Source organism: Planococcus citreus, assembly GCF_003664125.1.
GTDB classification, from domain to species: domain Bacteria; phylum Bacillota; class Bacilli; order Bacillales_A; family Planococcaceae; genus Planococcus; species Planococcus citreus.
Genome location: NZ_RCCP01000004.1, coordinates 205,831 through 225,004, shown reverse-complemented (window position 1 = coordinate 225,004; position 19,174 = coordinate 205,831). Strand labels below are relative to the sequence as shown.

At 48.8% G+C, this 19,174-nt stretch carries 20 protein-coding genes; 5 read left to right on the top strand and 15 right to left on the bottom strand.

The genetic code is table 11. From position 1 onward, the window contains the following. Positions 1-9 precede the first annotated feature (9 nt). From DFR62_RS13355 to DFR62_RS13345, 3 genes are all read right to left on the bottom strand, one after another. Positions 10-1,722, bottom strand: a complete 1,713-nt coding sequence (locus DFR62_RS13355; protein WP_121300845.1) for a GMC family oxidoreductase — start codon at positions 1,720-1,722, stop codon at positions 10-12. A gap of 19 nt (positions 1,723-1,741) precedes the next feature. Continuing rightward, the gene (locus DFR62_RS13350; RefSeq protein ID WP_121300844.1) at positions 1,742-2,497 is read right to left on the bottom strand and encodes a gluconate 2-dehydrogenase subunit 3 family protein; all 756 of its coding nucleotides are present in this window, start codon (positions 2,495-2,497) and stop codon (positions 1,742-1,744) included. A 215-nt stretch (positions 2,498-2,712) separates the two neighbouring features. Further along, the gene (locus tag DFR62_RS13345) at positions 2,713-3,525 is read right to left on the bottom strand and encodes a LysM peptidoglycan-binding domain-containing protein (protein ID WP_121300843.1); all 813 of its coding nucleotides are present in this window, start codon (positions 3,523-3,525) and stop codon (positions 2,713-2,715) included. Positions 3,526-3,825: 300 nt separating this feature from the next. Between DFR62_RS13345 and DFR62_RS13340 the strand changes: the two genes are divergently transcribed. After that, positions 3,826-5,331, top strand: coding sequence for a BCCT family transporter (locus DFR62_RS13340; protein ID WP_121300842.1), 1,506 nt, complete (start codon positions 3,826-3,828; stop codon positions 5,329-5,331). A 54-nt stretch (positions 5,332-5,385) separates the two neighbouring features. On the opposite strand, the gene DFR62_RS13335 is transcribed toward DFR62_RS13340, so the two are convergent. Further along, entirely contained in the window at positions 5,386-6,372 is a 987-nt protein-coding gene (locus tag DFR62_RS13335; protein WP_058381929.1) for an NAD(P)/FAD-dependent oxidoreductase, read from the bottom strand. Positions 6,373-6,527: 155 nt separating this feature from the next. Here DFR62_RS13335 and DFR62_RS13330 point away from each other — a divergent pair, with 155 nt between their 5' ends. Together DFR62_RS13330 and DFR62_RS13325 are read left to right on the top strand one after the other, a co-directional pair. Continuing rightward, positions 6,528-7,319: an SDR family oxidoreductase gene (locus DFR62_RS13330; protein WP_121300841.1), complete on the top strand. Its 792-nt coding sequence runs from the start codon at positions 6,528-6,530 to the stop codon at positions 7,317-7,319. A gap of 75 nt (positions 7,320-7,394) precedes the next feature. Then, positions 7,395-7,835 carry a peptidylprolyl isomerase gene (locus DFR62_RS13325; RefSeq protein ID WP_058381931.1) on the top strand — a complete coding sequence of 147 codons (441 nt, stop codon included), beginning with the start codon at positions 7,395-7,397 and terminating at the stop codon, positions 7,833-7,835. Between the two features lie 1,252 nt (positions 7,836-9,087). On the opposite strand, the gene DFR62_RS13320 is transcribed toward DFR62_RS13325, so the two are convergent. The 8 genes from DFR62_RS13320 to DFR62_RS13285 all read right to left on the bottom strand — a co-directional run bounded on the left by DFR62_RS13320 (position 9,088) and on the right by DFR62_RS13285 (position 14,819). Then, positions 9,088-9,816 (bottom strand): amino acid ABC transporter ATP-binding protein, encoded by a 729-nt coding sequence (locus DFR62_RS13320; RefSeq protein ID WP_058381932.1) that lies wholly within the window; start codon positions 9,814-9,816, stop codon positions 9,088-9,090. Then, positions 9,813-10,457, bottom strand: coding sequence for an amino acid ABC transporter permease (locus tag DFR62_RS13315; RefSeq protein ID WP_121300840.1), 645 nt, complete (start codon positions 10,455-10,457; stop codon positions 9,813-9,815). The genes DFR62_RS13320 and DFR62_RS13315 overlap by 4 nt, the downstream gene beginning before the upstream one ends. Positions 10,458-10,512: 55 nt before the next feature. Next, a complete protein-coding gene (locus tag DFR62_RS13310; protein WP_121300839.1) occupies positions 10,513-11,295 on the bottom strand; it encodes a transporter substrate-binding domain-containing protein in 783 nt (260 codons plus the stop codon). A gap of 124 nt (positions 11,296-11,419) precedes the next feature. Then, on the bottom strand, positions 11,420-12,505 hold the full coding sequence (locus DFR62_RS13305) for an AI-2E family transporter (protein ID WP_121300838.1): 1,086 nt from the start codon (positions 12,503-12,505) through the stop codon (positions 11,420-11,422). Positions 12,506-12,601: 96 nt separating this feature from the next. Next, positions 12,602-12,883, bottom strand: a complete 282-nt coding sequence (locus DFR62_RS13300) for a hypothetical protein (protein ID WP_121300837.1) — start codon at positions 12,881-12,883, stop codon at positions 12,602-12,604. Between the two features lie 121 nt (positions 12,884-13,004). Next, positions 13,005-13,703 (bottom strand): type 1 glutamine amidotransferase domain-containing protein, encoded by a 699-nt coding sequence (locus DFR62_RS13295; RefSeq protein ID WP_158290777.1) that lies wholly within the window; start codon positions 13,701-13,703, stop codon positions 13,005-13,007. A 119-nt stretch (positions 13,704-13,822) separates the two neighbouring features. Further along, a complete protein-coding gene (locus tag DFR62_RS13290; protein ID WP_121300835.1) occupies positions 13,823-14,257 on the bottom strand; it encodes a YaiI/YqxD family protein in 435 nt (144 codons plus the stop codon). Then, positions 14,238-14,819 carry a DUF1836 domain-containing protein gene (locus DFR62_RS13285; RefSeq protein ID WP_121300834.1) on the bottom strand — a complete coding sequence of 194 codons (582 nt, stop codon included), beginning with the start codon at positions 14,817-14,819 and terminating at the stop codon, positions 14,238-14,240. Before DFR62_RS13285 ends, DFR62_RS13290 begins: the two co-directional genes overlap by 20 nt. 129 nt (positions 14,820-14,948) lie before the next feature. On the opposite strand from DFR62_RS13285, the gene trhA reads away from it, so the two are divergent. Further along, positions 14,949-15,596 (top strand): PAQR family membrane homeostasis protein TrhA, encoded by a 648-nt coding sequence (gene trhA / locus DFR62_RS13280; protein ID WP_121300833.1) that lies wholly within the window; start codon positions 14,949-14,951, stop codon positions 15,594-15,596. Between the two features lie 37 nt (positions 15,597-15,633). On the opposite strand, the gene DFR62_RS13275 is transcribed toward trhA, so the two are convergent. After that, positions 15,634-16,416 (bottom strand): STAS domain-containing protein, encoded by a 783-nt coding sequence (locus DFR62_RS13275; RefSeq protein WP_158290776.1) that lies wholly within the window; start codon positions 16,414-16,416, stop codon positions 15,634-15,636. Between the two features lie 190 nt (positions 16,417-16,606). Between DFR62_RS13275 and DFR62_RS13270 the strand changes: the two genes are divergently transcribed. Next, positions 16,607-17,383, top strand: a complete 777-nt coding sequence (locus DFR62_RS13270; RefSeq protein ID WP_121300831.1) for a 2-keto-4-pentenoate hydratase — start codon at positions 16,607-16,609, stop codon at positions 17,381-17,383. Between the two features lie 61 nt (positions 17,384-17,444). Here the strand turns inward: DFR62_RS13270 and DFR62_RS13265 are convergent, their stop codons facing one another. Together DFR62_RS13265 and DFR62_RS13260 are read right to left on the bottom strand one after the other, a co-directional pair. Beyond that, positions 17,445-18,713: an acetyl-CoA hydrolase/transferase family protein gene (locus DFR62_RS13265; protein WP_121300830.1), complete on the bottom strand. Its 1,269-nt coding sequence runs from the start codon at positions 18,711-18,713 to the stop codon at positions 17,445-17,447. 146 nt (positions 18,714-18,859) lie between these two features. Next, positions 18,860-19,072, bottom strand: coding sequence for a hypothetical protein (locus tag DFR62_RS13260; protein WP_101805502.1), 213 nt, complete (start codon positions 19,070-19,072; stop codon positions 18,860-18,862). Positions 19,073-19,174 lie beyond the last annotated feature (102 nt).

Genomic DNA, 19,174 nt, shown 5'->3' with positions numbered 1-19,174 from the left:
CCTCACGAATTAAACTAAAGAACCGCCTTCTTGGCTGTACTTGATGACGCCTTCTGCACAGCGATATGCAAGTGCTCCTACTGTACCGGTAGGGTTATAGCCGCCGTTGTGCGCGAAGTTTCCGGCACCTACAACAAATAGGTTTTCCATATCCCAATGCTGCAGGTAATTGTTCACAACACTTGTTGCGGGGTCTCCCCCCATAATGGTACCGCCTGTATTATGTGTCGTTTGATACGGGACAATGTCGTAATCGGAAATCGGTGATCTGCCGACGACCGTTTTCGCGCCCATTTCCTGCATGATTTCAGAAGTTCTTTCCGTGATGTATTTATGCAAAGCACGGTCCTGGTCTGTAAAGTTATAAGTCAATTGCAAGAGCGGCATTCCATAAATATCCTTGTACGTGCCATCAAGCGTCAAGTAATTGTCGCGGTGCGGTATTGATGCGCCCTGTGAGCCAACTGACAATGTCCGGGTATAGTTCTCGATGGATGCTTTCTTGAAATCCGCCCCCCAAGCTGGCGTATCGGGAGGCAGCGGGTTTGAAGCGATCGGACGTGAACCGGTTTGAGTCATGGAAATACTGCCTCCGTGAATAAAGTCGAGATCGCTATGGTCGAAAGCATCGCCATTGAAATCATCTATGGTCATGCCAAGCGCTCCCGCTCCCATAAAGACATTCATCTGATCCTCGAAAAAGCCTGAAGCACCTGGAAGGATTTGGTATGCATAGTTTTTCCCGAGTGAACCTTGACCTGTTTCGGGATCGTACATTTCGCCAATTTCCGAAACCATCAAAAGCTTGGCGTTGTTCATAACATAGCTTGTCAATACGACGACTTCCGCCGGCTGAATAAATTCTTCAAAAGTTACTGTATCGATGAAGCGGACGCCCGTTACACGATCGCCTTCTTTCAATACTTCCACTACGTTGGCCCCGAAGCGGATGTCGTAGTTGCCAGTGGCACGAGCCGCCGGAACGACCGTAATTTCAGGTGATGTCTTTGCGCCGTACTCACAACCGAAACGTTCACAGAATCCACAATACTGGCAAGCAGCGATTTGCTGGCCGTCAGGGTTTTCATACGCTTCCGATAAGTTTGCAGAAGGCAGCATGAACGGCGTATAGCCGAGATTGCTAGTGGCAGTCTCAAACTTCGACAGTAAAGGCGTTTTCTTCATTGGCGGCGTTGGATAATCTGAAGAGCGTTTGCCCCAGAATGGGTTTTTGTCTTCGCCCGAAATACCTGCTGTTTTTTCGAATTTATCGAAATAAGGCTCCAGTTCATCATACGTGATGCCCCAATCCTGCAAAGTGTATTCTGGAGGCAGTTTATTGGCACCATATTTCGCATCCGTCATGGACTTGATTTCAAAATCATACGGCAAAAATCGCCAAGTTTGCCCGTTCCAGTGAGTCCCTGCGCCTCCAAGACCTTCTCCTAGAAGGAAAGAACCTAATTGACGCATCGGCAATGCCTTCTGGTTTCTGGAGTTGCGGAATGTAATCGTTTCTTTCGACAAATCCTGCATCAATTCATAACGGATAGCATAGCGGTATTCATCATGAACCATCGAGTAATCAGCAGTCGAACGCTCTTGCCCGCGTTCGAGCCCCATAACTTTCAAGCCTTCTTTAGCACATTCAGCAGCGATAATTCCGCCGGTCCAGCCGACCCCTACCGTCACTACATCTACTTTATCTAACGTCGTCGCCATACGTACTCCCCCTTCTAATTTAAGTCAGCATATCTCCTACTGAATGCGGATCCATTTCCACAAAGTCTTCGCTCTCGATTTCATTGATATAAGATGGGCGATGTCCTGGGAATCCTTTCATGCGCCAAGCATCCATGTTCTGGTTTCCTCCGTAAATCGGATCGGCGTATGCCCCGTTCAAAGTCGCCTGCCGTAGAAGGCGGAAAAAGAATCGGGCGTTCGCCCCTTGCATGTCCACTTCGTTATCTTGGAATGCTGTTAAGATTTCATCCATCTGCTCTCCTTCAAGGTCGACGAAGTTAGCTTCGAAGCGGCTTTGCGCTTCCTGCTGCATTTTTTGCAGTCCCTGCCTGAACAATTCATTGCGTTTCAAACGGCTTTGATAGCCTTGGGTTGTTTCGCCTACCTCAAATGGCGGCTGCATATACTCGCGCGAGTTCTCACCATAGCTGCCTGCCAGCTGATGATCGATGAAGAAAGGAACACCAAGACCTATTGCGCCCGGCCCTAAATCATCTTCCGGAAAAATTCGCTCGGTCGCTTGCTGTAAAACGGCAAATTCCTGTTGGTTCTTGAAGAACTGCAAGCCGCGTACGGTTTCGATTGTTTCAGCGCCGCCGTTTTGGCCAGCTTCACCGCCGCTAGGAGCTGCTGTATCCTGACGGGTATTTGCACCGATTACTCCGCCAATGATTCCTCCACCGACGAGAGCGCCTGCCGCGATCCCGGACGTCTTCAGGAAATCGCGTCTGGAAACATTTTTCTTCTCTGCCATCTCATGCGCCTCCTTTAAAATAGGTATAAAAACTATAAATACTCAATAACTATACCCCACATTATATGCCTCCTAACGTTGATTTCAACACTTTTCCGACTATTCACTAAAAAAATGTGCAATTAATCCCCAAAAAAGCCTTTGCATAGGTGCAAAGGCTGTCATAAAAAAAGGCCGAGGGAATGGTCACCTCGGCTTTGTAGCTTGTAAAGATATTAGTCTAGAACTTTGATTGTGATGTTTTTGCGTCCCCATTTCAAAGCTTCGCTTTGAGTCGGGATGAAGACGTCGATCTTGTTTCCTTTGATTGCTCCGCCAGTGTCGCCAGCGATAGCTGTTCCGTATCCTTCAACCCATACTTTTGAACCGAGTGGGATAACGGATGGGTCAACTGCGATGACTTTTTGGTTCGGGTTCGAACGCAAGTCAATTCCAGTACGCGTGATACCTGAGCAGCCTGCGCAATAAGCTGTGTAAGCTGTTGCGGATACTGTCATTTCTTTACCTGATTGTGTAGAAGCTGCTGCTGGTTTAGCAGCCGCTGGTGCACTTGCAGGTGTTGGTGCTGCTTGAGTTGATTTTGGTGCTTCTTTAGCTGGTGCTTTTGCTGCTGGTGCAGGTGTTGACGCTTTTGCTGCTGCGCCTTTAACTGCGAATTCTTGTCCAGGGTAGATCATGTGGCCAGAGATGTTGTTCCAGCTCATCAATTGATCCAATGAGATTCCATGAGCGGAAGCGATCTTGAACAAAGTGTCGCCGCTTTTAACTGTATAGGTAGATGATGAGTTCGATGATTTCTTAGATGCCTGTTCTTTTCCTTCAACAGAGAGCGTCTCGTTCGGGAAAATCAAGTCTGATGATAGGTCGTTCCAGTTTTTAAGATTTTGAACGGAAACGTTCTTTTCTTGTGAGATACCCCACAGAGTGTCACCTGACTGAACTGTATACGATGAATTAGCGCTTGCTGTTGTAGCTGCGCCTACACTTAATGCCGCGATTGCCGTTAGTGTAACGATTTGCTTTTTCATAATTGAAATTCCTCCTTTTCACTAACACAAGACACAGCTTAACATGTGCGCATTGCAAGAAGATGACAGGACGACCATTCAAACTTAACAATTACATTACGGCATTCTTTTAAATATGACAGGCTGTAATAAATCAGAACATTCTCTCTTATAAGCTGTAAATAAAGCTTTTTTGCCCATCTTCCCTTTTTTTCTTCTATTAATAACGATAGGATGGATTAGCTTCCCTTTGTTGGGGAATAACTAATTACAGCTTTATTCGTGTGGAAAAGCACAGCTTTCAATTTAGGAGGAACTCATTTGAAAAATGTCACGATCGTTTTTTGGATTTCGATCGCCATCTGCCTGGCCATGGTTGCCTGGGGATTTTTCGTGCCCGAAAACTTCCAAGCACAAACCGGTGCGCTCACTTCGTGGATCTCATCCACATTCGGCTGGTATTACCTGGCTTCTGTATTCGTCATCCTTATCTTTTGCCTTTATTTGATTTTTTCCAGGTTTGCCGATATCAAGCTCGGAAAAGCCGGCGACGAGCCGGAATTCAGTTTGATTTCCTGGTTCGCGATGTTGTTTTCCGCTGGAATGGGCATGGGGCTCGTTTTCTGGACCACCGCCGAACCGATTTCCCACGCCTTTATCAGTGCACCGCGTTCTGAACTCGGCTCTAATGAAGCCGTCAAGGAAGCGATGCAGTTTTCGTTTTTCCATTGGGGCATTCACGCTTGGGCCATCTACGGGCTCGTGGCTTTGTCACTTGCTTACGCTAAATTCCATAATGGTTCCCCAGGACTCATCAGCGCGACACTCATTCCGCTATTCGGCAAAAAACGGATGAGCGGCTGGCTCGGCAAGCTGATCGATACACTTGCCGTCTTCGCGACGGTTATCGGTGTCGCTTCTACGCTTGGCTTCGGTTCTGCGCAAATCAACGAAGGCTTGTCGTTCTTATTTGGCACACCAAATACGTTCGCCTTTCAATTATTGATCCTTGCCGTCGCCACGCTATTGTTCATCATCTCCGCTTGGTCCGGCATCGGGCGGGGCATCAAGTATTTGAGTAACATCAATATGGTGTTAGCATTCATCCTGCTCGGCATGCTGCTGATTGTCGGACCGACGCTTTACATCATGAATATGTTTGCCGATTCACTCGGCGGCTATTTCTCCAACTTCCTATCGATGAGCTTTAATTTGGAGCCATTGAACAGTGACCGTCGCGCCTGGGTAGACGGTTGGACAGTCTTTTACTGGGCATGGTGGGTATCTTGGGCGCCATTCGTCGGGATTTTCATTGCCCGTATTTCCCGGGGCCGCACCGTCCGCGAATTCATGCTTGGCGTTCTCGTCGTCCCGTCGCTCGTGTGCTTTATTTTCTTCTCGGTGTTCGGGACTTCTGCTTTGGACTTGGAGCAAAAAGGCATCGACAAAATTTCCGAATACAGTTTGGAAACTGCCACATTCGGCGTACTCCAGCATTATCCGCTCGGTACCGTCATGTCGATTTTGACTTTGTTCGTGGTCGCCATCTTCTTCATCACTTCTGCTGACTCCGCGACATTCGTGCTCGGCATGCAGACAACCGGCGGCTTATTGAATCCGCCGAACCTGGTGAAAATCACTTGGGGATTGATCCAGTCAGCGGTTGCGGCGATCGTCGTCTTCAGCGGAGGAACACAGGGCTTGCAGAATTCCTTGATTATCGCCGCCTTGCCGTTCTCAGTCGTCGTCCTGCTGATGGGGGCCGCGTTCCTGAAAGCGGCCAGTCAAGATCCTGTTGCAGTTAAGCAGAAAAAACAGCCATTATAATTACAGACAAAAATGCCCGGCAAGCTGAATCAGCTTGCCGGGCATTTTCGTTCTTTATTTAAATACGCTTGTGCTATGCAAAGGCTGTACTCTGGATTTCGGATCCAAGTAAGATTTCGCATTATTGATGGCGGTCGGTGCTTCACCGAAGCCGACAGCGATCAATTTCACTTTTCCTTCGTAGGTGGCGATGTCGCCTGCTGCATAGATTCCCGGGACGTTCGTTTCCATTTTGGAATTGACGATGACCGAGTTCTTCTCCATTTCGAGACCCCATTCCTTGATCGGGCCAAGAGATGTGATGTTGCCATAGTTGACGACGACATGGTCGACTTCTAGGCGTTCTTCATTTCCTTCTTTGTCTTCCAGCACAAGCTCACGGATTTCGCCGTTTTCGCCAACCAGTTCTTTGACATTGAAAGGCTTCTTCACTTCCACCGTCGACTGCATCATCGTATCGATATTCGCTTCGTGAGCCGTCATTTTCTCGCGACGATGGCTCAAAGTCACTTGCGAAGCCACGTTCTCAAGCATCATCGCCCAGTCAACCGCTGAGTCGCCGCCACCAAGGACCACAACTTTTTTATCGCTGAACAAGGTCAAATCTTTTACGCCGTAATGCAAAGTCTTGCCTTCGAATTGTTCAGCGCCATCGACTGCCAATTTACGCGGGTGGAAAGCCCCGACTCCGGCCGTCAAAAGGATCGCTTTCGAATAATGCGCGCCTTTGTCCGTCGTAATGACAAAATGCTCGTCTTCACGTTCGACTGCCGCAACCGTTTCTTCCAGGCAGATCTCGGGATCGCCATATTTAGCCTGCTCAACCAGATTATCCACCAAATCTTTTGCCAGCACTTTCGGGAAGCCGCCGATGTCATAAATGAATTTATCTGGATACAATTCCATCAATTGCCCGCCGAGCTGCGGAAGGCTGTCCAGCACTTTCACTTTCATTTTGCGCATGCCGCCGTAAAACGAAGCGAACAAGCCGGTTGGGCCGCCGCCGATGATTGTAATATCGAAGATTTCACGTTCTTCCATTTCCAACACTCCTAATCTGATCAATATATCCATCCTACCACATCTATATAGGGTCTCCGCCATTGGACTTATGGCGGAAATCCGAAACAAGCATTTCCATCCCCTCTATTCTATCGTAAACTGAAACAAGGAACCAAATGGAAAGGATGATAAATGTGGATCTTGGATTAAAAGAAAAAGTAGTTGTCGTCATGGCTTCCAGTAAGGGGCTCGGCAAAGCATCTGCCTTGGAGTTCGCCAAAGAAGGGGCGATTGTCATCATCTCAAGCCGCAGCCAGGAATCGGTCGACGCGGCTGCCGAAGAACTGCGCACAGCAAGCGGAAACGAACACGTTCACGCTTATGCGTGCGATATGTCAAAAGCTCAAGACATCCAGCAATTATTCCACAAAGTCAACGAACAATTCGGGCGCATCGATGTGCTGGTCAACAACACAGGAGGCCCAAAAGCAGGCGGATTTGACAATATGAGCGATGAAGATTGGTATGCGGCATTCGACCGAAACTTATTGAGCTATATCCGCACATGCCGCGAAGTGCTTCCTTATATGAAAGAACAGCAATTCGGCCGCATCATCAATATCTCTTCGTCTTCGACAAAAGAAGTGATCGATGGCTTGATCTTGTCCAACACGATGCGCGCTGGCATGGTCGGCTTCGCGAAAACACTTGCCCGGGAAGTAGCCGGTGACAATATCATGGTCAACACTGTCGGACCCGGCAAGATTTCAACCGGCCGCATCGCCGAACTCAATGAAGCCGCAGCCAAAAGACAAGGCATTACAGCAGACGAAGTATTGAAGAATACAGAAGCACAGATTCCAACTGGCCGCCTAGGCGAACCAGCTGAATTCGCCCGCACAGTGGTCTTTTTGGCATCTGCTGCCAATTCATATGTCACCGGCCAATCCATCGTTGTAGACGGCGGATTCCTGAAAGCGCTGTAAGCCCCTTATCAGTAGGCAGTAGAACCAAAAGCCGATATACTAAGGGATGAACCAATTGAAAAGGAGATGTTATATATGGCGAAAAAAGGCCACATGCACATGGAAAACGGCGAAGTAATCGAATTCGACCTTTTCCCGAATGAAGCACCGAACACAGTTGCAAACTTTGAGGAGCTTGCAAACTCTGGATTCTATAACGGCGTTGTTTTCCACCGCGTTATCCCAGGTTTCGTTTCCCAAGGCGGCGACCCAACTGGAACAGGTATGGGCGGCAGCGGCAAGACAATCAAATGTGAAACAGAAGGCAACCCGCATAAACACCAGCCAGGCAGCCTCTCTATGGCACATGCCGGCAAAGACACTGGATCAAGCCAGTTCTTTATCGTCCATGATTCACAGCCGCATCTTGACGGCGTACACACAGTATTCGGCCAAGTAACGAAAGGCCTTGAAACTGCAAAAGCCATGAAAAATGGCGACAAAATGGAAAAAGTCCACGTCTTTGACGCTGAATAATCCATTATAAAAAAACGTGCCCCTGCGGCACGTTTTTTGTTTTGTTTGAATTTAGGGGGTGGACTGTAAAAATTAATAATTAAGAGATTAGAAAAGCTTCCGCTTTTCGACTGCGTTTCAGGGGCACGCTTTCCGGAGGGCTCGCATTGAGCCGCTTCGTCGCTGCGCAAAAACCCGCCTGCTCAACTCTCACGATATTCGAGCTTCGCAAACGAATATGCTCAATACCTTTCGCAGATTCGCTTGCAGGGTCTCAATTGTCTCGCTAATCCTCCCGGAGTCGGCCCCCTTCCACTCCGCCTCTAGTTTTAGAAGGGAAAAAACTTCTTCTTTCCACTTGATGGAAAATGTCAAAATGCGTCGTATTTTGTAGCTCGTATCATTTGGATCAAAGAGAATGCGATTTTCAGTCCTCTTTCTCTATCAAGATATTCGGTTCAAATATTTACTAGTCGGATGTCGCATACAGGGAAGCGATTCCCCCACTAGCCGGGAACTAACTATAGAAGTAGAGCGATTTAAACAATGGATATACAATGAAATCTCCAAGCCGACGAGCGCCAAGGGTGAGCCGATGCAATAAGACAAGTGCTCTTCTTGGCTTATTGCTAAAGGTCAACCCAAAGCCCGGCGGCGACTGCCAAGATGAAGCTCAACTAGAAAGCCGAAACAATTCCGCAAGCAAACCCTCGCTATCTTATTTCAACTACCACCCGGTAAGCGATTCCTCCACTAGCCGGGAACTAACTATAGAAGCAGAGCTATTTAAACAGTGTATATACAACGAAATCTCCAAGCCGCCAAGCGCTAAGGGTGAGCCGATGCAATAAGACAAGTGCTCTTTCTGGCTTATTGCAGGAGGCCAACCCAAAGCACGGCGGCGATTGCCAATATGAAGCTCAACTAGAAAGCCGAAACACTTCCGCAAGCAAACCCTCGCTATCTTGTTTCAACCGCCACCCGGGAAGCGATTCCCCACACTAGCCGGCAACTATATATAGAAGCAGACCGATTTCATCAAGCAGTAAACAATGAAATCTTCAAGCCGCTAAGCGCCAAGGGTGAGCCGATGCAATAAGACAGGTGCTCTTTCTGGCTTATTGCAAGAGGCCAACCCAAAGCACGGCGGCGATTGCCAAAACGATGCTCCAGCCAACCCCAAGAACATTTCCACACATAGACTTTCGCTATTTAATTCCCGCTCTCGGTCAAACAAAAAAGCGCGCCCAATAGGCACGCTTTCCACTCATCTTTACAACACCTTACTCAAGAATGCTTTCGTCCGTTCGTGTTGCGGATTGCCGAACAATTCCTTCGGCACGTTTTCCTCGACGATATAGCCGCCGTCGATAAACAGCACGCGGTCGCCCATTTCCGCCGCGAAGCCCATCTCGTGGGTCACGACGACCATGGTCATCCCTTCTCTCGCGAGTTGCTTCATAACGTCCAGCACGTCCCCGACCATCTCCGGGTCGAGCGCTGAAGTCGGCTCATCGAACAGCATGATTTTCGGGTCCATCGCAAGCGCCCGCGCAATCGCGACACGCTGTTTCTGCCCGCCCGACAATTCGCCCGGATAGGCTTTCGCCTTTTCGCGCAAGCCGACCTTATCCAGCAATTCGTAAGCTTTCTTTTCGGCGGCTTTCTGGTCGCCTTTTTTCAATTTAATCGGCGCCAGCGTTACGTTCTGAAGAACCGTTTTATGCGGGAACAAATTAAATTGCTGGAATACCATCCCTACGTCTTGACGCACTTTATTGATATCGACTTTCGGGTCGGTGATGTCCGTCCCTTCAATATAAACATGGCCTCCGCTGATGTCTTCCAAGCGATTCAAGCAACGAAGAAACGTACTTTTACCGGAACCGGAAGGACCAATGACGCAAATGACTTCCTTCTCTTCGACAACCGTGCTCATGTCTTTGATGACTTCCAAATCTCCGAATGATTTTTTGAGGTTTTCTACTCTGATCATACTCATCGCAATACAAACTTCCTTTCCACAAAGCTCGCGAGCATCGAGAGCAAGTAAATGACGATAAAGTAAATGATGCCGAGGATCAAGTACACATTAAACGCATCGAATGTGGCACTTGCCTGGATGCGCCCTTCCTGGGTCAAATCCGCTACGCCGATAACCGACAGGAGCGAAGTATCCTTCAAGGAAATGATCGCCTGGTTGGTAATCGTCGGAAGCATACGGCGGAATGCCTGAGGCAAAATGATGTGGCGCATGGTCTGTGTCGAGTTGAGCCCGAGCGAACGCGCCGCTTCTGTTTGCCCTTTGTCGATCGACTGGATCCCTGCCCGGATGATTTCCGAGAAGTAAGCACCGGCGTTGATCGCAACTGTCACGATCCCGGCTGTCGTGTTATCGAGCGAAAAGAACCCAAGCGAGTTCAAGCCGAAGTAAATGAAGAACAGCTGGACGATGAACGGCGTCCCCCGGATTGCGTCGACGAAGATTTTGGCGATCCAGTTCAAGATTTTGAACGGTGCCAAGCGCAGCAACGCCACAACCAGTCCTAGCAAGAAGCCCAGGACGATGGCAATGCCGAAAATATATAACGTAACTTGCAAGCCTTCCATTAAGTACGGAAAAGCATTGATAATTGTCTGCACCCTCAGTTCCCCCTTGCATAAAAAAATGCAGCGCGCGAATGCGCGCTACATGATTTTATTCTGCGATGTATTTGTTTAAGATTTCGTCATATTCGCCGCTGTCGCGCAATTCCTGCAGGCCTGCATTGATCTTTTCAAGCAATTCCGCATTCTCGCCTTTCAACACAGCGATGCCGTATTGGTCGCCTGTCAAGCGGTCGCCGACAGTTTTCAAAGCCAATTCGCTTTCTGCGATGGCATAAGCGATGACAGGGTAATCTTCAAGAAGCACATCGGCATTGCCGTTTGATACTTCTTGGAACATCGATGGGCTGTCTTCGAACTGGGAAATTTCATAGCCGTATTCAGCTTCGTTGTCGCGCGCGAATTGAGCGCCAGTCGTTCCGCTCTTTACCGCAACCGTTTTGCCTTCTAAATCTTCAAGTGAAGTGATGTCGTTATTGTCTTCTGCTACAACCAATGAAAGGCCGGCGTCAAAATACGGATCCGAGAAATCCACGATTTCTTTACGTTCATCTGTAATACTCATGCCCGCAATCGCTACATCCAATTGTCCAGCCTGAAGGGCCGGGATGATGCCCCCGAAATCCATCGGGTTGAATTCGATTTCAAAGCCTTGGTTTTCAGCAATTGCGTTGATCAAATCGATATCGATTCCTGTGTATTCACCGTCTTTTTCAAATTCGAATGGTGGATAAGTAGTATCGATGCCGACACGGTAGGATTCCCCGTCGCCTCCGCCAGATTCACCGCCGCCGGATTCTTCTTCCGAACCGCCGCACGCGGCAAGCACTGTAAGAATTGCTAGCAATAATGCTAATAAAGTCCATTTCTTCATTAATAAACATCCCCTCTGTTCTGTATTGGTCATTCTACTGACTAATATATCACAATATTTGCAAATTCAGAACCTTTCGAATGAAATTTACTAGGAAGTAGGATGGATGCTTGCGTCTAAATGACTAGCCCTCATGGCTGACGGCACGCTTTTTATGGAGCCGATAAAACAAGCGGAAGTTATGTGTGAGCGTCTTCAAGACGGCATAAGTCGGGATGGCAATCAAAATCCCGATGAAGCCGTACAAGGAACCTGCTACCATCAATAATAAGATGATCGTTAAGGGATGGACATGAAGCCGGTTGCCCATGACGTTCGGCGTGACGAGATTGCCTTCGAGCTGCTGGACCACCAATAGCACGAGAACGACTTTGAATGCCATGAACAATCCGTCGTTCAAGAGAGCAACGAAAATCGCAGGGATGATCCCGATGATCGGCCCAAGAAATGGAACGACTACCAAGAACATCGCGAACACGGCAAGCGTCAAAGCGTATTCAAGGCCGATGATCAAATAGCCGATGTACATCAAGACGCCAATCACTGCGGCGACGATCGCTTGCCCGACCACAAACGTCGATAATGTCTCATCCAAATCCTTCATCAGTTTCTTGCCTTCCGGTTTATGGTCTTCGGGGAGGCGCTTCACCGAATACGGAATGAACTTATCATCGTCCTTCAACAAGAAAAACAAGATGAACGGCACTACGATTAAAACGATTGCCGCATTGACCAGCATCCCCAGGATGTCGAGTACATTCTCGAACAAATTGCTCGATAGACTTTCGGCATAGCCGTAGATGCGGTCGCTGATTTCCCGTCCGGAAATCCCGCCGAATTCAAATCCCTGTAAGAGATTATTCGATTCCGAACTCATTTCCTCCACTTTCTCAGGCGCCAAATCCACTAGGCTTTCTCCTTGTTCAATCAGCGTCGGGCCGAAGAAATAGACGAGGCTCCCGAACACCAGCGCAATTACCGTAAAAACAATTCCAATACCTGCAATCTTTGGCATGCGCCGTGCGAGCACCCTAACCAATGGCCTGAGCAGATAATATAAAATTCCGGCGATGACAATCGGCGCAAATAGCGTCGTGATGATGATGCGGATCGGTTCCCAAATATAGTCCAACTTGCTGAGTACGTATAATGTAAGGGCGAGTAATAATATTCCTGCTGTGTATTCAAAAAATGGCTTTCGGATCCACACTTGCTGACACTCCTTTCAAATTTAGTTCTACACTTAAATCATACACGAAGAAAAAGCGAAGGCAGATGTTTTTCTGCCTTCGCTCACTCGTCTGATTTATTTGTCTTCTTCGAGTTCGCGCAATTCCTTCTGGGTTTGCGGGAAAGCATTCGCTTGCCATTCTTCACGGTAAGCGGAATCCAATTGCGAGAGTCCCTGTTCACTTGAATCTTCGATGGCGTAGACACTTTCGCGCTCATCGATTTCTTTGCTGTTGTGCATATCGATGTCTTCCTGTACGCGGACTGTATTTTTTTCTTGATAGGCTTTGTAGACGAAAACTCCTGCAGCTGCTGCAAGTGCGCTGCCTACTACTGTATTCATGGTTGATCTCTTCATCAGAATCCCTCCAAAATATTGCGTCTTTCTGTCACTTCTCTTCTGTATACCCTGAATCTCGATTTTTAAGCCACCCCGACTTTTTTAGTCAAGATCGTCTTGTCCCCTTGACGCTCGCTCGTTACGAATAGCGCTCCATGTCTTTCAATTGCTCGCGCATCTTTTCCCCGACGCCTGAAGCAGAGGCTGGATTTTGCCCAGTGATTAGGCGCCCTGACTCAATGACGCATGCTTCGAGCGGCAGTTGGGCGATTTGAACAAGTGCGCCACTCTCTTTGAGTTCATGCTGCAAGGAAAATGGAATGTCTTTATAAAGGCCGAGCAACTTTTCTTCCAAATCCGAAAAGCCGGTGGCGAGATGTCCTGATAATAACGGGCTGCCATCAGACAGGCGGACATTCAATAATCCGCTTGGCCCGTGGCAGACGGCTGCTACGATGCCGCCTTTTTCGTAAATGCTTGCTGTCATCCGCTGTAATTCCTTATTGTCCGGGAAATCCCACATGGTCCCGTGCCCTCCGGTAAAGTAAATGCCGGCATATTCGTTGGCTTTCGCTTCGCCTGGCGTCAGCGGCCGGTCCAATTGCTTCTGGATGTTTTTGTCCAAATAATAATGCCGCGTCCGGCCATTCATTACGGCCGCCGGAAGGCTTCTTGGATCGATCGGCACTTTTTCGGCTTTCGGGCTGATGATATCGATTCTGAAGTCATCTTTCACTTCGTGGTAGAAATCCGTCAGTTCACGCAGCCACAAGCCCGTTTTTTTGCCGCGATTCCCTAACTCTTGATGATTCGTCACGATAACCGCTATTTTCTTCATGGCATATTCCTCCCATCGATTCATATCCCTTTCTATTCCCTATCGCCTGAAAATTACTCGCGCCACGGAGCGGAGGATGCGCTTGCCTACAGAAAAAGGCCCGCACTACGGCGGACCTTTCAGGCTTCCAATATACGCGTCAAGCTGTCGCGAAACTTGTCGTTGTCGGCTTGTTGGCGTTTTTTCGGCCCTTTCATGCGCCCGCCACTTTGGCGGATTTTTTTCGCGACGTGGCGGCCGTAGAGTAATTGTTCGATATTGCCTTCATTATAAACGCGCCCGTTTTGGTCGATCGGCACGCCGCGTTTCGCTAGCACCATCGCAGCGAGCCCATAATCCTGCGTAACGACGATATCGCCAGGTTGCACACGGTTTACCAACACAAAATCGACGGCGTCCGCCCCTTTCGATACCGTCAGCGTCTCCGCTCCTTCGCGATACATTTCATGGGACGTATCGCAAATGAGCAGCACCGGCCAATTGAACCGCTTGGCCAGCCCAATCGTCAAATCGACCACGGGACAGCCATCTGCGTCAATAAGAATTTTTGCCATCGGCTTCCTCCCTTACCAATTCATCGGCCAGTTTTTCAGCGGCCCTTCTGTACAAATTACTTTTATGGACCAGCGATGCAATGAACAGCACCTTGGCAAGTTCCCCCTCCTGTTCGCTTTGCGTATTGGCGACAGCCTCTGCCTGCCGCTCAAGCTCTTCTTTGAACGCAGCGTGATTGTCCTGTTGAAGCGCTAGGTAGGTTTCATAGAATTCGGATAGATCCAGTTCCCGCTCCTGCGCTTTTTCGTTCACTTTCTCCAGCACCTTTTTAACATCGTTGATCGATAGCGTACTTTTCATTTGGTAAATCAAGCTGATGAGCATAATATGGTCAGGCGTATATTTTTTATGCTGCACCGGGTAGAATAATTTTCCTTTGGCATAATTATTGATCATCGTTTTCGTCAATATTTTATCGTCTGGCTGCCTTTTCGTATCGCGGAAGGCCGTTTCGAATAATTGAATGACCTGATCTACGTATAAATCGATTTTCGGAATATCGCTCGTGCGGATTTGGCTGTCGAGAGCCAATTGGCCAATGAGCCGATCGATGCTTTCCATTCGCTTCACCTCAACTTCTATTCCCCCATTTTACCCTATGATGGAAAAGCCGACAAACTTGACCGAGGAAATCAATGCGTATATTATTATATGTAGTTTCAATAACTACGTATCAGGAGGTACAGATCCATGACTGCATTTATCCGAGAGCCTTTCAATGCTTTGTCCCATTTGGCCGGAGCACTTTTGTCCTTTACTGCCTTGCTTGCCATGGCCATCAAAGCTGCCTACACGCAAGCGCCTGCGTCACACGTTACAGCGGTCGTCATTTTCGGCATCAGTTTGATCCTGCTGTATACGGCTTCAACGGTTTATCATTCCGTCAAAGCGCGCCCAGGAGTCATCGCCTTTTTCCGCAAACTGGACCATTCCATGATTTTCTTGCTGATTGCCGGTTCCTATGCGCCGTTTTGCTTGATCGCGCTTGAAGGCACACTCGGCTGGTCGATTTTCGCTTTAGTGGCCGCGCTTGGCATCAGCGGCATCCTTTTCAAGATGATTTGGTTCCACTCCCCTCGTTGGCTATCGACCGCCATCTATATCTTGATGGGCTGGATCATTATTTTTGCAGTGGGCCCGCTCGCCTCCAGCCTGCCCGCTGCCGGGTTATGGCTGCTCGTTGCCGGTGGTCTTCTGTACACAGTCGGCGGTGTCATCTACTGGCTCAAGCCAGACTTCCTATCTTCTCGTTACCTCGGATTCCACGAAATTTTCCATATTTTCATCTTGCTCGGAAGCACATGCCACTTCCTGGCCGTCTATTTATACGTGTTATAACGCAAAAAGAGCCGCTCTCAAAGAGAACGGCTCTTTCTTAATGTTCGAGTGCATCCAGCGCCTGCATCAAGTTGGCGTAGACCTTGATATTTTTGAAATCAATGCCGAGTGTCACGGCGGTCTGTGCGATTTCAGGGCGAATGCCGGAGAGGACAGATTCCACGCCGATAATTCTCAGAGAATCCATCAACTGGAATAATTGATGCGCTACCATCGTATCGACGATCGGCACCGCCGACAGGTCGATGTAGAGCGTCGTCAATTGCTGTTTGGCACTTTCTTCAAGAGCCGTCTCCAAAATCACTTTGGCGCGATATGTATCGATACCGCCGACCAACGGCAAGATACCGACACCTTTACGGATCGGAATGACCGGGCTGCTCAACTCGTCGATCACTTCTTGCTGACTCGCCAGCAATCGCTGGTGGGCTTCATGATGATGGCGCGCAAAGCTTTCGATGATAAAGTCGAAAATATCATTCAGCATTTCGCTCCAGCGCAACGCATCCTGGCTATTCGCTCTATCGACTTCTTCAAAGAAATGGCGGACACACGTCCAATAGATTTTACGTAATTGCCCCAGATGCTCCATCACTTCATAAAGAGGCACGGATTGTTGGGCGCGTTCTTTTGCAATTGTCGATGACCAATCTTCAACGTAGGCAAGCGATTCTTCCTTGTCGTGGATAAAGATTGCCGTAACCGCCTCGATAAAGCCAAGCGATTCCTTTCTCAGTTTCTCTACCGTATCATCAGACGCAGTTGCGGAGTATACCGTATTTGAATGATTGCCGCGTGTAGCAAGCCATTCTTCAACCATGGAGTTTTTATTTTTTAGAATAAAATCATGTAGCTCTCTGCTAATTTCTCCCATAATGTATGCCGCTCCTTTTTCTAACTTGTCCCTATCATCTTATAAGATAAGCCAATCGAAAAGCAAATTAACCTTCTCCGGATGCAAGCCTCAGCTTTAAAGTGATAAGATGAAGCCAAGGAAAGGAGACTGAATAATGGGACCATTAGACTTAGAGAAACAGGAATACGCAGAACGCCTTTACAGCGCATATGAAAACCGGCAAGCTTTCGGGAAAGACCAGATTCCTGAATCGATTAACCCCCGCCTAGCCTATGAGGTGCAGCAGGCGGTGACAGACAAAAAAGCACAGAACGGCGAACCGCTCGCAGGCTATAAAATCAGCTTGACGAGCCCTGAAACGCAGCAATTGTTCAGCTCCGAAAAACCGCTGTACGGCGCATTGACCGCTCCCGCGATTTCCGGCAACACCATTGAGCTCTCAACCTTGCTTTCGCCATTGATCGAAATCGAATTGATCTTCCTCATCCAGGAAGACATCGATGCCGCCGATTCAACAGCGGCGATTCTTGAAAAAACCTTGGTGGCCCCGGGTATCGAAGTTCCCGACTCGCGATTCACCGAGTGGTTCCCGAACATCACACTCGGGCAAGTCATCGCAGACAGCGCAGTGGCTGGCCGCATTGTGGTCGGCGAACCTGCAAAGAGCCATTCCTACGATCAACTCGATCAAGTCCACGGCGAATTATTCCTCGACGGCGAACCGATTGCTTCTGGAAGCTCGTCTGAAGTGTTGGGGCATCCGGTAAACGCCATCAAATGGCTGGCAGCAGAACTTGAAGCGCATGGCTTGAAGCTAAAGCGCGGCCTGACTGTCTCATCCGGCACGTTCATCTTGCCGAAGCCGCTCCAAAAAGGGCGTTACGAAGCGAAATATGAAGGCATTGGCAGTGTCGAACTGACCGTCCATTAAAAAATCCCCGGCTGCTTTTGCAGCCGGGGATTTTGATATTCAACTAAAACACCATGTTCATTTACAGCAAGAAGCCATTCTTTTTCGCATCGAACATCAGCTCTTCCCGGAATTTCGGATGGGCGATGCTGATGAGTCGTTTTGCCCGCTCCGCAAGGGACACGCCGTGGAGACGCGCGATGCCGTATTCCGTAACGATGTTGTCGACATCGTTTTTGCCTGTTGTCACGACCGATTGAGGCGCCAAGTTCAGCTTGATGCGCGATAAGCTCCCGCCTTTTGCAGTGGACGGCATGCAGATATAGCCTTTGCCGTTTTCAGCGAAGCGAACGCCCCGCGCGAAATCGACTTGGCCGCCGCTGGATGAATAATATTTTCCGCCGACCGTTTCAGAAGCGCATTGGCCATATAAATCGACTTCTGTCGTTGCATTGATCGAAACGATATTCCTCTCTTTGGCGATTTCTCGTGGATCGTTGACGACACTTACCGGAAGCATCTCCACTGCCGGGTTTCCATCAATGAAATCATATAATTTCTTCGATCCGTAGGCGAATGTCGCGACGATCTTGCCAGGGTTCGTAAATTTGCGCGTACCGTCGATCGCCCCCGAATTGACCAGGTCCGCCACACCGTCCGGAAGCATTTCCGTATGGATTCCCAAGTGGCGATGGTCTTTCAGCATGCTAATGACCGCATTCGGCACAGAACCGATGCCAATCTGGAGCGTATCGCCGTTTTCGATATCGCCAATGATCGACGAGGCAATCTTCATGTCCATATCGCTGATTTCACCGACTTGCTCTTCTGCAAGCGGCGCGTGATGCTCCACATAGCCTTCGATTTGGCTAATGTGGATTTGGTTGCGTCCGAAAGTGCGCGGCATATGTTCATTCACTTCCAAAATGAACGGCACTTTGCCGATGAACTCAGCGACGTAATCGGCTTGTGTGCCGAATGTGAAATAACCGTGTTCGTCCATCGGCGAAGCGACTGTCATGATCATCGACATCTTCGTCGCTTTTTGCAATAGGCGCGGCATCTCGTGGAAATTATTCGGCACCAGGTCCATCTTCGCTTGCTGATACACTTTGCGGGTCGCGCCGCTCAGGAAATAAGACACATGGCGAAGCTGCTCGAGTTCCCCGCGGATATAGGCACGGTCGCGCAAGGCGAGCATTTGGTGAATCTTGACCCCGTCCAGTTCCTGGGCATGTTGTTCCAGAATATCGAGCAGCTGGATCGGCTCCCCGTTCGCGATCGGCACGATAATATCTGCTTGTGATTCGATCAAATCGACCACTTGCTGCGGACTAAGTTGTTTGGACATCTGCATTCACTCCTGATTTCTCATATTGTTTCCACTTTATCATAGAATTTGCGCTTGATTGAGTTGCCAAACTTTCATCGCTATTCTGCCTTTTCAGTCAAAAGAGCCGCCGCAAAACCATCGTGGGTTCTGCGGCGGCTCTCGCCCTATTTATTGTTGCGCTTTTTTACGGCGAAGCTCGCGATGATGCCGCCAATGCCAAATGCGGCCATCACACCCCATAAAATAAGCAAGATGATCGAGCCGATGCCTGTGCCGCCGTCCATGACTGATGAAAGCTGCAGAAGAAAGAAGCCAAGGCTGAAAAGGACAATCGCCCCGAAATATATCAGTCTGGCATTGAAACTGAAATTCTTCATCGTCACAACCCCTTTGCCGATCTGCTCCGCTTGCCTTTTTAAAAAGGCATGTTCCGAAAGCAAGCTTTGCTATTATCATTCACGTTCTTCTCTCATTGTAAA

Coding starts and splice junctions, on each gene's coding strand:
- DFR62_RS13310 (WP_121300839.1), bottom strand. CDS start 11,295: ATGAAGAAATGGACTTTATTAGCATTATTGCTAGCAATTCTTACAGTG.
- DFR62_RS13355 (WP_121300845.1), bottom strand. CDS start 1,722: ATGGCGACGACGTTAGATAAAGTAGATGTAGTGACGGTAGGGGTCGGC.
- DFR62_RS13300 (WP_121300837.1), bottom strand. CDS start 12,883: ATGAAGAGATCAACCATGAATACAGTAGTAGGCAGCGCACTTGCAGCA.
- DFR62_RS13265 (WP_121300830.1), bottom strand. CDS start 18,713: ATGTCCAAACAACTTAGTCCGCAGCAAGTGGTCGATTTGATCGAATCA.
- DFR62_RS13345 (WP_121300843.1), bottom strand. CDS start 3,525: ATGAAAAAGCAAATCGTTACACTAACGGCAATCGCGGCATTAAGTGTA.
- DFR62_RS13335 (WP_058381929.1), bottom strand. CDS start 6,372: ATGGAAGAACGTGAAATCTTCGATATTACAATCATCGGCGGCGGCCCA.
- DFR62_RS13285 (WP_121300834.1), bottom strand. CDS start 14,819: ATGGAAAGCATCGATCGGCTCATTGGCCAATTGGCTCTCGACAGCCAA.
- DFR62_RS13270 (WP_121300831.1), top strand. CDS start 16,607: ATGGGACCATTAGACTTAGAGAAACAGGAATACGCAGAACGCCTTTAC.
- DFR62_RS13320 (WP_058381932.1), bottom strand. CDS start 9,816: ATGAGTATGATCAGAGTAGAAAACCTCAAAAAATCATTCGGAGATTTG.
- DFR62_RS13295 (WP_158290777.1), bottom strand. CDS start 13,703: ATGAAGAAAATAGCGGTTATCGTGACGAATCATCAAGAGTTAGGGAAT.
- DFR62_RS13260 (WP_101805502.1), bottom strand. CDS start 19,072: ATGAAGAATTTCAGTTTCAATGCCAGACTGATATATTTCGGGGCGATT.
- DFR62_RS13275 (WP_158290776.1), bottom strand. CDS start 16,416: ATGGTTGAAGAATGGCTTGCTACACGCGGCAATCATTCAAATACGGTA.
- trhA (WP_121300833.1), top strand. CDS start 14,949: ATGACTGCATTTATCCGAGAGCCTTTCAATGCTTTGTCCCATTTGGCC.
- DFR62_RS13350 (WP_121300844.1), bottom strand. CDS start 2,497: ATGGCAGAGAAGAAAAATGTTTCCAGACGCGATTTCCTGAAGACGTCC.
- DFR62_RS13325 (WP_058381931.1), top strand. CDS start 7,395: ATGGCGAAAAAAGGCCACATGCACATGGAAAACGGCGAAGTAATCGAA.
- DFR62_RS13290 (WP_121300835.1), bottom strand. CDS start 14,257: ATGGCAAAAATTCTTATTGACGCAGATGGCTGTCCCGTGGTCGATTTG.